Raw genomic sequence first — 12262 nt, forward strand, 5'->3', positions numbered from 1 at the left:
ATCTTCTCGACAAACACTTATTTTACAGCATTATTAGTCGACAAATAAAGACTGAATTGACTAACAATTTATTCACTGCTGTGAATAAATCTGTTGATAACTAATATTGAATAAAATCTCAAAAGTTTGCCTTGGGCAAAAGATCCGCAATTTTTTTTGCGGTATGTAATGATTTATTCATAAGGTGTTTAATAATATAATGAACTTAGCTATATTTACTACCCTCGTTTTTACCTCTAATCTACTCCTTTCTGAATTTTCTCTTTACAACACAACATCACTTTTAGCTCTTTCACTAAGTCGCCAGCTAACCCGTAATAGAAGGTTTGATAATAACAAAAGAGGGGGATTTTTTATTGGTTAAAAGTATTCTTATTGTGGACGATCATCCTACGGTTGGTTACGGAACGAAGGCTTTATTAGAACGTCGCTTTAACTGTCATGTAACTTATGTAATGACTGGAACTCAAGCGATTAGCAAGCTGCGTGGACAACGCTTTGATATTGCTCTATGTGATTTTATGATGCCAACGATGGATGGAATACAAACTGCAAGAGAAATGAAAATTATTCAAGGTGATTTAAAAATCATTATTTATACTGGCTATACGTTGGAGCATTATCATAATGCGTTAATGGATGCTGGAGTAAGCTGTATTTTGTCTAAGGAAAGTAGTGTTGAGGAGCTAGAAACAGCGATTATTTACACTATGCGAGGATATAGTCTGGTGTCTTCTGACTTATTTACTAAGCTAAGGCTTCCAAGTTTTTTGGGCAGTACATCAGAAAACGAATTGCAAAAGAAATGGAAGCTAAACGATGAGGACATAGAGCTGTTGCAGGGGATTGTCAGTGGGTATTCCAACAAAGAGCTTGCGCAAATGCATAACCGTAGCCAGCGGGCTGTTGAATATCATATAACAAAGCTCTACAGTAAATTAAATGTTCGTTCGCGCTATCAGCTTATGCGATTTGCTTTAATGTATAATGTCGTAAATGAGGAGGAGACGAAAAAGCAAAGTGTATAGGAGCGGATTAGCTAAAGCAACTAAGGCGACAGAATGTCGCAAGCTAAAGAGAAGGAATCATAAAATAAATAATCTGCAAATTAATTAAAGAGGCTGTCAGAACGTCAGATTTCTGATATTCTGGACAGCCTCTAAGCATTAAAATATAGTTATCAATAGCTTGACTAACTCATAAGTTCTTCCCATTGCTCGTATTGTGCTTCTAACGCTTGTTTAAATTCGTTAATTTGAGCTTGAATTTCTTGAATACGCAAATAATCATTAAAAATCTCAGGATCGGCTAGTTTCTCTTCCCATTCTGCAATATTTGCTTCTAGCTTAGCAATTTCTGCTTCAACTGCTTCAAGCTTACGCTGCTTATTGCGTTCAGCTCGTTTTTGTTGTTTTTCGAGTTCATAGCTTTGAATGGAGGAGCTTGATTTTTCCTGAGCCTGTGTCTGTTTCGCTGCAGCTGCTTTGCGTGCAGCCTCCTGTTTAGCCTCCTCAATTTCGAGCTTTTTCTCCAGCATATCGTCATAATTTCCGAGGAAATAATTGGCTCCACTAGGAGTTAATTCGACAATACGTTCTGCCATTTTATTTAAGAAATAGCGGTCATGCGAAATAAACAGTACAGTTCCCTCATAATCCATTAATGCAGCTTCAAGCACCTCTCTGCTAAACAAGTCGAGATGGTTTGTCGGCTCATCTAAAATGAGTAAGTTTGCTTGTGCCAGCATAAGCTTAGACAACGAGACACGAGCTTTTTCTCCACCGCTAAGCGAAGAGATACGCTTTAAAACGTCTTCTCCGCTAAATAAGAAATTTCCTAATACGGTACGGATTCGTACTTCCTCCATATGCGGATATGCGCTCCATACTTCCTCAAGAACCGTATTGTTTGGATTTAATATATTATGCTCTTGATCATAGTAGCCAAGCTTAACATGCGATCCAAAATCAATACTTCCTTCTGTTGCTTGCAATTGACCTGTAATAACCTTTAACAATGTTGATTTACCGATTCCGTTTGGCCCAACAAGAGCAACCATTTCTCCGCGCTGTAATTTTAGAGTTAAGTTACGAAATAAAGGTGAATTACTTCCTGGAAACTGTACCGTAACGTTGTTAACGTTAAGTACTTCTTTACCGCTCATTCGTTCAATTTCAAAAGAAAAACTAGCTTTTTTTAATTCACCTAAAGGTTTTTCTATTCGTTCAAGCTTCTCTAATGCTTTTCTGCGGCTTTGTGCTCGTTTCGTTGTTGAAGCTCGTACAATATTTTTTTGGATAAATTGCTCCATACGTGCAATTTCATCTTGTTGCTTTTCATAATGCTTAAGTTGAATTTCATATTCTGCCGCCTTTAACTCTAAATAGCGGCTGTAATTCCCTGTATATCGTTTAGCTTGATGACGTTCGATTTCGATAGTTGTCGACGTCATCGCATCAAGAAAATAACGGTCATGCGAAACGACAAGAACTGCGCCGTTATAGGAGCGTAAATAATTTTCTAACCAGGTTAATGTCTCAATATCAAGATGGTTGGTTGGTTCATCGAGCATTAGCAGGTCAGGAGCCTGCAACAATATTTTTGCCAGAGCAAGTCGTGTTTTTTGTCCGCCGCTTAGGGAGGAGATAGGCGTCGCATGATCGAACTCACCAAAGCCCATACCATGCAGCACGCTATTAATCCGCGTATTAATTTCAAATCCGCCATTGTTTTTATACCAATCAGAAAGATTAGCGTAACGCTCTAACGTGTCATTGTAACGCTTTTCATCGTTATGAAGCTCAGGATCGGCAATTTTTTGTTCTAATTCTCTAAGCTCTTGTTCAGCAGCTAGCAGATCTGAAAAAACAAGCAGCATTTCCTCAATAATTGTACGATCGGATTGTAAGCCGCTGTTCTGAGCAAGATAACCTAGTCGTGTATCTTTCGCTTTATGAATTTCACCACTGTCGTAGCTCATTTCACCTGCGATGATCTTTAATAAGGTTGATTTTCCTGCGCCGTTGACACCGACTAAGCCGATTTTATCTCGTTCTAAAATTTGTAAATTAATATTTGAAAGAATCGGTTCAACACCGAAGCTTTTCGATAGGTTGGAAACTTGCAGCAGCATGATTAACCTCCATCAAAATGTTGTGGTATATAAACTCTATCTACTACTATATAGTGTATGTTTAAGCATCACTTAGCTTGGCGAAAGTAATGAATCAATGGTACACTATTAATATTAAAAGGAACAGGGTGGAAACTACGTGAATGAAACGGATCAAGAAAAAAAGCAGCTTCGCAAGCAGCTAGCGCTCATTCGTGACAGCTTGTCGCAAGAGACAAGAGAAGAGCAATCACGGCAAGCCTGCGAGCATTTAATAGCGTTAACAAAAGAACAACGCTTTTTATCTGTTATGACCTATATTCCTTTTCGTAGTGAGCTTGATTTGTGGCCATACATTGAATGGTGCTGGCAGCAGCGTATTGAGGTGCTTGTCCCACGCTGTAATGTAGCTACGCATACAATGACCCTTTATCCATTATACAACAAAGCACAGCTTCGTAGAGGGGCTTATGGGATATTGGAGCCAGATACCGAGCAGTTAACTGAAACTAAGCTTATTCCACAAGCCGTGCTAGTGCCTGGACTAGCCTTTAATGAAAAAGGTCAGCGACTAGGTTATGGCGGTGGATACTATGATCGATATTACGAAAAAATTGGAAAAGCGACAAGCTGGATTGGTATTTGTCATGAACAACAAATAATCGAGCAAATTCCTGCAGATCAGCATGATATTATTTTGAATTATCTTGTTTCGAATAAAGGAATTAAGAGCTTTACATAGAATGAAAGGAAGTAGGGAATTGTGAGCTTTACTCACTTTAATGAACAAGGCAGAGCAAAGATGGTAGATGTATCAGAAAAGGAAGTTACTAAGCGTCAAGCAATTGCATCATCATCTGTAAAAATGCATCCAGATACGCTTTCTGCTATTAAACAAGGAAAAATTGCTAAAGGAGATGTGCTTGCTGTCGCACAGGTTGCAGGGATTATGGCAGCCAAAAAAACAGCGGACATTATTCCGATGTGTCACCCATTATTTTTAACCGGGGTAGATATTACTTTTCATGATAATGAGGTCGATGAGCTGTTTATTCAAGCGACCGTAAAAACTACCGGTAAAACGGGTGTAGAAATGGAAGCATTAACTGCTGCTACGACGGCGGCATTAACAATATATGATATGTGCAAAGCTTTACAGAAGGATATGGTTATAGGTCCTACTTCGCTAGTTGAAAAAACAGGCGGGGTGCATGGAGATTATCGTCGTGAACAATAGATATAGAGTGAACGGAGGATATGGGGATGCGATGGAAAGTGGCAATACTGACTGCCAGTGATAAAGGATCACGTGGAGAGCGTGAGGATATTAGTGCACAGGTGGTAAGAGAGATCGTCGAAGACGAGCTGGGAGGACAAATTGTCGATTATCGCGTTGTGCCTGATGAACAGGATGAAATCATGGCAGCACTCATTGAAATGACAGAGTATTATGAAGCAAATCTTGTTATTACAACTGGAGGAACTGGACTATCGGCGCGGGATGTAACACCTGAAGCAACGCTGAAAGTAATTGATCGCCAAGTTCCAGGTATTGCAGAGGCAATGAGAATGGGAGCATTGCATAAAACTAGACGTGCTATGCTATCCAGAGGAATTTGCGGCATTCGTGGCAATACGCTTATCATTAACTTGCCTGGCAGCCCTAAAGGCGTATCAGAAAGCTTATTAGCAATTATCGATCAATTACCGCATGCTTTAAAAATTTTGTCAGGGATAGATGCAGAGCATGAATAGTCTAGTGGAATTACAGTAAAATTTTTTATCCAGCAAAGATATTTGAAATTTGATATATAAGCAATTTTTATCGTTATTATGAATAATAAAAGCATTGTGCCAAGAGAAGGAACTACAGCTTATTGTTACGTGTAGTGTAGCAGTTAAAGGAGATTAATTAAATGAGCGAGCAACATCAGGAGTTATCAGTAAAATGTGAATCGTCAAATTATTCTACAGCTAAAGTGCAAACAACCTTAAAGGAGGTTGCGGTTCAGCAAGCAGTAGGAATGCGACTTGCGCATGATCTCACACAAATTATCCCTGGTCAATTTAAAGGGCGGCTATTTAAAAAGGGACATCTAATTACAGAGCAGGACATTCCTAAGCTGCTTGACATCGGAAAAGAGCATATTTATATTATGGAGCTTTCTCCAGATGATTTGCACGAGGATGATGCTGCTCTTCGTATGGCAACTGCTTTAATTGATGATTCCTTGCAAACGCTTGTCTTAACTGAGCCGCACGAAGGTAAAGTTAGTATTCAATCGTCAGTGCTTGGTGTAACAAAAATCGCTAAAGAGGTTGTTGACGAAATTAATCGGCTGGGCGAAGTCGCCTTAGCAACTGTACACCATAACAAGGCAATTAAGCCAGGAGATAAGCTAGCAGCTACAAGAGCAATACCTTTAGTTGTCTCTAAGCAAAAGGTAGAGAAAGTGGAGCAAATTGCTGCAGAATATAAGCATAAGTTCAACCGTGCGCCGATAGCCGTTGTTCCTTTACCGGCTCGTCGAATAGGCTTGCTTACTACAGGCAGTGAAGTGTATAATGGCAGAATTAAGGATAAATTTGGTCCTGCGGTTCGAGAAAAATTAGAGTCGCTCGGATCAAGTGTAGTTGAGCAACGATATGTACCTGATGATCGTCAGCAGATCGTAAAGGAAATTCAAGATCTTGCTCAGCAAGGATATGATATGATATTAGTGACAGGCGGAATGTCAGTCGATCCGGATGATCGTACGCCTGGAGCAATTGCCGCAACTGGTGCTGAAATTGTTAGCTATGGAACGCCAATGTTGCCAGGTTCGATGTTGCTAGTTGCTTATCTTGAGCAAACTCCAATTGTTGGTTTGCCAGGCTGTGTAATGCATGATCCATATACCTCATTCGATGTGCTATTGCCTAAGCTGCTACTTGGGGAGCGAGTTGAGCGTGAGGATATTGTGACATTAGGGTATGGTGGCTTGCTTGGCTGTTAACGATAACCTAAAATGGAAATAGAGCTTAATCTTTTACTTAATCTATATAAATTGTATGATCAAAAAGTATAGGAGGACATCAGATGTTTAGCGGAATAGGTGTTGGTGGAATTGTTTTGCTTGTAATCCTTGCGCTGCTGTTGTTTGGTCCTAATAAGCTACCTGAGCTTGGACGAGCTGTTGGCAGAACATTAAAGGAGTTCAAGGCAGGAGCAAATGAAATGATTGATACAAGCGACAAGAAAAAGGAAGAGGCTTCTCCAATCGAAGTACAAGCTCAGACGGTCGAATCTTCAGAGCGAGTAAATAAGCGGTTACCAGACTAAGCTGGTCCGCTTTTTTCTTGTTATGATCGATGTGGTGTGAACTGCTAGAACAAAGGAGTGTACTGAACAATGAGCATGGAAAGCCGCGCGAAGCGATTTGGCTCTGCTGCTAGTAAGCTTGTTTCTGAGCAGGGGCTAATGTCACTTGTTGAACATTTAACAGAGCTTCGTCGACGTTTAATCTATGTGTTAATCGTACTTGTTATTGCTTTAGTAGGTGGATTAATTATTGCCAAGCCGACCTATCATTTTCTGCTTAATCAGAAGCCAGCTAATGGTGAGCTTGCTCTACATACATTTTCCTTTTGGGATGGAATAGGAATTTATATGCAAATTGCTTTTGTATTAGCAATGATTGTAACGGTTCCTTTTATCGTGTTGCAGCTATGGCTGTTTGTAAAGCCAGCGCTTTATCCGCATGAGCAGCGTTCAACATTAAAATATGTACCTCTTGCACTTATTATGGCGCTAATTGGGTTAAGCTTTGCTTATTTTGTCGTATTTCCATTGGCGTTTAATTTTACGCGCTCAGTATCGCAAAATTTAGGTTTAGAAGAAACCTTCGGTGTAGTGCAATATTTTAGCTTTATGTTTAGTATTTTAATTCCGATTACTTTATTGTTTGAGTTGCCGCTTTTAATTATGTTTTTAACTGCGATTCGGATCGTGAACCCGATCCGCTTGAAAAAGATGCGCAGACTTGCCTATTTTGTTATGGCAGTTATTGGGGTCATGATTACTCCGCCAGATTTTATATCAGATATTTTGGTTATCGTTCCGCTTGTTGTGCTTTATGAAATAAGCGTATGGATGTCTAGCTCAATTTATCAAAAGCAGCTAGCAAAGGATGCGGAGTGGAATAGTCAGGTGGAGCCGACCTCGCCAAAAGCGTAGTAAGAATTAATTGAACTAAGCTTTAGTCAAAAGAAATAAAAAAACATCATTGCTTATTAATATAGTTTTTTAATAATAACAAGTATTTTTGTGAAGAATCATTTTGATGCCCCGTTGCAACGGGGCATTTTTTTATAGGATTGAATGGAAGTACTAAATTTAGCAAATAAGATAAAAATAATATGTTTTATGACAATATGATATTTTAATAGGTAAATTTGGTATTTTTATTTATAAATAGGAGGGATAGTAATGAGTAAACAGTTGTCTAAAATCATTTTAGCGTTAATTTGTTCTATCATTATTCTTAGTCAGGCACAAGTTGGTTTTGTTGCAGCACAGGCCACTACTGATAAGAACCAGGGAATTTCGTATGCACCTGAAAACAATGACCTCACTATTAAACTATTACAAGATTCTGTCACTGCTAATGTAAGCGCTAAAGAACCTCTCGCGGTATCCTTAAAAAGTGAAATCGTTGCTTCTAAAGCTATACCAAATGACATAAAAATTGATTATACTCTGCAAAAGGTATCGGATGATGGATACCGACTTGAAGAAATACCTCAAAGTAAGAATGTTTCTACGCTAAGTTTGAAAAATGATCTTTCTGCTGTTGTTCCCATTAATTTTTCTTCTTTAGAATCAGGCAGATATGAGATTAAAGTCAGTGCACTATCTGATATAAATGATAGTTTAACAATAGGTAATTCTGATGTTCTCAGATTTACAGTAGATGACAACAAAACGATCAAAGTAGGATGGGAGAAGGATTTACCTAATATGGTACCAGCAACTAGTGAAAGTAGTAAGCTAGCAGAGGTGTATAGTGATCCTTTTTCAATTGAATATGGCACGGTTCAACTGGATGAGAAAGATAATTTAAACCTTAATAATTCTATTCAAGCTACAGTTACCTTAAGTGGCAAATGGATGCACTACAATCGTGGTCAAACAACTACTTCGGCACTTAAGAAGGCGACAGTAGAAGTAAGATATAGAGACCAATTTTATATTTGGCGCACTGCAGCAACAACGACGACTGATGCAAATGGAAATTGGTCTGTCAGCTATACCCCTCCAAGCAGCCATAATTTATGGGAAGTTCGTGTCGTAACTACTAATTCAAATTATGGTAAGATACAAAATACTAGTAATTCCACGTATAATTCGTATACACAATATTTAGATTTATCTACTGGTGGAAATATTGGAACTTGGATAGTAACTTCAGGAACATACACCGACTACGCATTTTGGATGTGGAGTGATATGGTAAAAGCGAAAGATGCCTTAAATTCTTATAAGAATCCTGGCACGGCTACCATTGTATGGCCGATTAACGAATCAAAAGCTTATTATACTCATGGGGATAAAATATATATGGGGAGTTTAGCTCATGCAAGTAGCACTATCACATTGCACGAATTAGGTCATAATTATATGTACAATATTTATGGAAGCATGCCGACTAGTAACTGTAAAATTCCTAATAAACAAGGCCATGATTTTCCTGATGTATCCGAGCCAGGTTGTGCTTGGGTTGAAGGATGGGCAAGTATGTTGGCTTTTTACATTAATAACAGCCCTGTATATGAATACTATGGGGGAGGCAGCAGAAATTTAGAAGATACAAGCAGTTTTCCTGACGAAGGAGAGAAAGTTGAAGGATTAGTTGTTGGTGCTCTGTGGGACCTATACGATACTAATGTTGACGGCATTGACAATGTTTCATATTCATTTTCAAGTATTTATAAATCAATGTATTCAGTGAAAATAAATAATTTATCAGAGTATTGGGCTAAATGGAAAAATTTAGGTTATTCTACAACTGCTAAAAATGCATTCAATCAAAATAAAATGAATTATAGTTAAGAGTCATAATGGATGGGAGGAGTGATAGTTGAAGTTCAAAAAATGGGGTTTGATTAGTATACTCGCTGTTATTTTACTTGTGTTGATAATATATTGGTTGTTTTACGATGTGACATTAGTAAAGCGTATCAACTCAAATATCCATCTTGATGAAATTAAGTTATTACAAGATGAATCAATTGCCAAAGATCATCTTGGTTACGGAAAGCGAATACCTAACAAAGGATTAGGTCAAATTTATCATTATGAAAAACAGGGTCTGACCGTTTATTATGAGGATCAGCGTGTTGAGAGCATATCGACCACTAATCCTGAGCACTCAGTATATGGGATACATGTAGGCGATGAAGAGAAGAAAGCTAGAGAAATATTAGAAAAGAAACACGTTCACTTTTATTCTGAAGATCAGGCTTACGATATGCCAAATACAGATATTGTGACATACGCAACAACCAAAAATAAAGTGCTAGTAAGTTATGAAAGTACAGATGGAAATGTGGTCAGACTGACAGTTACATTTAATAAGTCGCCAAAAAATAACATCACTCCATAGAAAGGACTATATGACATAATCCCTGTGATTAGAAGAAATCTTATTCTACAATTACAGGGATTATGTTTTAATTATTCATGCAGAGCTTTATACATATAATCTAATGACTCAGTAATTCGTGTGCCAGGGTTTGAACCGAATAATTCAGCAGGAAGCACCTCGATGCGTCCATTTTTGACAGCATCAATGCTGCTCCATGCAGAGCTTGATTCCATCTCTTTAATAAATTGCTCACGCACATCCTCGGGATCAGCATGTGTCATAATAAAGATTGCTTGCGGATTTGATTGCACAATTCGCTCCATATCTAGTGCCGCATATTGCGGGTAGCTAGAAAGCTGAGGATAGTCTGCTGCAATATTTGATCCGCCTGCAAGTGTTAAAATGTCGCCTGCTAACGAGCTTGGTAAAGCTGCCATAAATGTGCCTGGTGCTCCATAAACAAGCAGGGCAGGAACAGGCTCCGCATGACTTGCAGATAATACAGAGATTTTTAGATCAATCTCGTTAATTAGCTCCTCTGCTTTCTCTTTCTTTTGCAGCAATTCGCCAAAGATTTGGATTTGTCGCTTTATATCCTCAACTGAATTACCGCTTGTTAAAACAGCTTTTATTCCGAGATTTTCAAGCTTAGTAACATCCTTTTCATTCATAATATTGTGCATAAGGACAACTTGAGCCTTTGTTACTGCAATTTTTTCAAGGTCAACATCATGGGTCGTGCCAATTTCAAATACGTCATAAGCTTCTTCCCACTGCAGATCAACCTCAGTCGCAGGACGTCCAACTAATGATCCGCCAAGAGAGTAAATAATATTTGTTTCGCCAATGCTGAGTGCAGCAATACGCTCTGGCACTTCATCAAATGTAATTGTTCGATTGTTAAAGTCAGTAATTGTATATTGCTCGCCGGTTTCGTTGGCAGAGGATGATTGCTGCTGGTCACCATTAGTTGAACTACTGCATGCTGATAATATAGCGATGAAAAATGCTAATATAGGGAATGCGAGTAATTTCCACTTAAACATGATTTAACCATTCTCCTTATCTATAACTTAATTAATTTTGTTGTTGATAATGATTCTCATCTATTATCTATTGTGACATAATTGATTCTGCTTGAAAAGAGGAGGTCAGAAATTTATGTTGAAAGTGTGCAGAGATAAGGGCAGTAATTCGCTGAATTTTCGCTGAATTTATAGAAAAATTATGAATAATATAAATACAGAGTTGACGTTTTCTTTTTCAATCATGTATTCTAAATAATAATAGATATTGCTAAATGGTGTCATTTTTAAATGTTCTTGTTGAGCATTTATTTTTTTGTTCATTCAATGAGAATGATAATCAGTGGTTAACATTACCAGTGGAGGTGCTTATGGAATTTACATCAAGACAATGGAAACGAAGTATTGTGGCCTTTCTTTTTATATTAGTTTTGCTTACCGTCTTTAGCAGAGCAAATCTATCAGCAGCTAGTACATTACAGGATGGAGAATATACGATTGATTTTGAAATTTTAAAAGGAGATCCGAGTGATGACTCGACATCTTTAGCCAATGGTTATTGGAATAAGCCTGCTACAGTCATTGTAAAAAATGGTGCCATTTCTGTTCGCACAGTTATTAATAAGGATGCTTGGGTTATTGACTTTTCTACTAAACAAGGCAGCAATTTTGTTGACAGCACAGTGCTTTCTAGAAATACCGACAATGATAGCAGACTAGTAGAATTTCCGGTTAGCTCGTTTGATCAAGATTTATCTGCGAAGATGACAGTTGATATTCCTAGTATGAGCTATTATCACACCTATGAAACTCGGTTTCGCTTTTACCCGGATACTTTAAAGCTTGTAAAAGCTGCTGAGAGCGAGAAGAAGGATACAGCTGAACAAGGGGCTAAACCAACATTAACACCTTCAACTTCAAGCAAGGCTGATGCTAGGGGGGATTCAGCGAATACTGCAACTGTTAAACCTTCTGCTACAGAAACAGCAGGCAAACATAATTCATCACAGAAAAGTTCTACAACTAACCAATCCGAGAAAGACACCGCTAAGCCTGGTGCTTCAGAGAATAGTACAGATGTAAGCAAAGCTGCAGCGGCAACTACTCATAAAGATGCGGTTGACGCTGCAAAAGATAGTAATGCAGTAAATGAAGCTAGCAATAGTGAAACAACAACTGGAATTGATGCTGCATCTGCTCTTAAGGAACAGGCGGTGGATAAAGAGGAATCAGCAAATGATTCTGATTCAATTGCAGGGCAAACTGATGCAAATAATGCAGAGTCTACTGAGGCAGGTAGTGAAGCGCTAGAAAACACAACTGCTAACAAGGAAGAAATGACTGCAGTTCAATCAGCAAATGTTATTCAAGAAAAACAAGAGGAACAATCAGGAAGCACAACTTTAGTTGTATTAATAATCATTATAGTCATTATATTTTTGCTTGTTTCAGTGATTTGGATAAGAAAAAATAAAGGCAATAAATAATATTTTGGTACT

At 38.2% G+C, this 12262-nt stretch carries 12 protein-coding genes; 10 read left to right on the forward strand and 2 right to left on the reverse strand.

Annotated features, from left to right (window positions below; all coding sequences use genetic code 11):
- The first annotated feature begins 356 nt into the window (after positions 1-356).
- Entirely contained in the window at positions 357-1028 is a 672-nt protein-coding gene (locus tag AC2TDL_RS13590) for a response regulator (protein WP_484696628.1), read from the forward strand.
- Between the two features lie 164 nt (positions 1029-1192).
- On the opposite strand, the gene AC2TDL_RS13595 is transcribed toward AC2TDL_RS13590, so the two are convergent.
- Complete coding sequence (locus AC2TDL_RS13595) at positions 1193-3133, reverse strand: ABC-F family ATP-binding cassette domain-containing protein (RefSeq protein WP_484696629.1); 1941 nt, start codon at positions 3131-3133, stop codon at positions 1193-1195.
- A gap of 139 nt (positions 3134-3272) precedes the next feature.
- Between AC2TDL_RS13595 and AC2TDL_RS13600 the strand changes: the two genes are divergently transcribed.
- The 8 genes from AC2TDL_RS13600 (at position 3273) to AC2TDL_RS13635 (ending at position 9756) form a co-directional block, all read left to right on the forward strand.
- Positions 3273-3854 (forward strand): 5-formyltetrahydrofolate cyclo-ligase, encoded by a 582-nt coding sequence (locus tag AC2TDL_RS13600; protein WP_484696630.1) that lies wholly within the window; start codon positions 3273-3275, stop codon positions 3852-3854.
- 18 nt (positions 3855-3872) lie between these two features.
- Complete coding sequence (gene moaC, locus AC2TDL_RS13605) at positions 3873-4349, forward strand: cyclic pyranopterin monophosphate synthase MoaC (RefSeq protein ID WP_484701188.1); 477 nt, start codon at positions 3873-3875, stop codon at positions 4347-4349.
- Positions 4350-4375: 26 nt separating this feature from the next.
- Positions 4376-4867 carry a MogA/MoaB family molybdenum cofactor biosynthesis protein gene (locus AC2TDL_RS13610; RefSeq protein ID WP_484696631.1) on the forward strand — a complete coding sequence of 164 codons (492 nt, stop codon included), beginning with the start codon at positions 4376-4378 and terminating at the stop codon, positions 4865-4867.
- A gap of 161 nt (positions 4868-5028) precedes the next feature.
- On the forward strand, positions 5029-6108 hold the full coding sequence (locus tag AC2TDL_RS13615) for a molybdopterin-binding protein (RefSeq protein WP_484696632.1): 1080 nt from the start codon (positions 5029-5031) through the stop codon (positions 6106-6108).
- A gap of 83 nt (positions 6109-6191) precedes the next feature.
- Positions 6192-6434, forward strand: coding sequence for a twin-arginine translocase TatA/TatE family subunit (gene tatA / locus AC2TDL_RS13620; protein ID WP_484696633.1), 243 nt, complete (start codon positions 6192-6194; stop codon positions 6432-6434).
- A gap of 69 nt (positions 6435-6503) precedes the next feature.
- Complete coding sequence (tatC, locus tag AC2TDL_RS13625) at positions 6504-7328, forward strand: twin-arginine translocase subunit TatC (RefSeq protein WP_484696634.1); 825 nt, start codon at positions 6504-6506, stop codon at positions 7326-7328.
- A gap of 252 nt (positions 7329-7580) precedes the next feature.
- Entirely contained in the window at positions 7581-9203 is a 1623-nt protein-coding gene (locus AC2TDL_RS13630; RefSeq protein WP_484696635.1) for a hypothetical protein, read from the forward strand.
- Positions 9204-9231: 28 nt separating this feature from the next.
- Positions 9232-9756, forward strand: coding sequence for a hypothetical protein (locus AC2TDL_RS13635; RefSeq protein WP_484696636.1), 525 nt, complete (start codon positions 9232-9234; stop codon positions 9754-9756).
- Positions 9757-9827: 71 nt separating this feature from the next.
- Here AC2TDL_RS13635 and AC2TDL_RS13640 read toward each other — a convergent pair whose 3' ends face one another.
- On the reverse strand, positions 9828-10784 hold the full coding sequence (locus AC2TDL_RS13640; protein WP_484696637.1) for an ABC transporter substrate-binding protein: 957 nt from the start codon (positions 10782-10784) through the stop codon (positions 9828-9830).
- A 350-nt stretch (positions 10785-11134) separates the two neighbouring features.
- Here AC2TDL_RS13640 and AC2TDL_RS13645 point away from each other — a divergent pair, with 350 nt between their 5' ends.
- Positions 11135-12250, forward strand: coding sequence for an NEAT domain-containing protein (locus AC2TDL_RS13645; protein WP_484696638.1), 1116 nt, complete (start codon positions 11135-11137; stop codon positions 12248-12250).
- The last annotated feature ends 12 nt before the right edge of the window (positions 12251-12262 follow it).

It is taken from the genome of Paenibacillus sp. plas6 (assembly GCF_057221655.1).

Excerpts from the sequence above, each read along its gene's own strand:
- AC2TDL_RS13595 (WP_484696629.1), bottom strand. The coding sequence starts at position 3,133 with ATGCTGCTGCAAGTTTCCAACCTATCGAAAAGCTTCGGTGTTGAACCG.
- AC2TDL_RS13610 (WP_484696631.1), top strand. The coding sequence starts at position 4,376 with ATGCGATGGAAAGTGGCAATACTGACTGCCAGTGATAAAGGATCACGT.
- AC2TDL_RS13615 (WP_484696632.1), top strand. The coding sequence starts at position 5,029 with ATGAGCGAGCAACATCAGGAGTTATCAGTAAAATGTGAATCGTCAAAT.
- tatA (WP_484696633.1), top strand. The coding sequence starts at position 6,192 with ATGTTTAGCGGAATAGGTGTTGGTGGAATTGTTTTGCTTGTAATCCTT.
- tatC (WP_484696634.1), top strand. The coding sequence starts at position 6,504 with ATGAGCATGGAAAGCCGCGCGAAGCGATTTGGCTCTGCTGCTAGTAAG.
- AC2TDL_RS13630 (WP_484696635.1), top strand. The coding sequence starts at position 7,581 with ATGAGTAAACAGTTGTCTAAAATCATTTTAGCGTTAATTTGTTCTATC.
- AC2TDL_RS13640 (WP_484696637.1), bottom strand. The coding sequence starts at position 10,784 with ATGTTTAAGTGGAAATTACTCGCATTCCCTATATTAGCATTTTTCATC.
- AC2TDL_RS13645 (WP_484696638.1), top strand. The coding sequence starts at position 11,135 with ATGGAATTTACATCAAGACAATGGAAACGAAGTATTGTGGCCTTTCTT.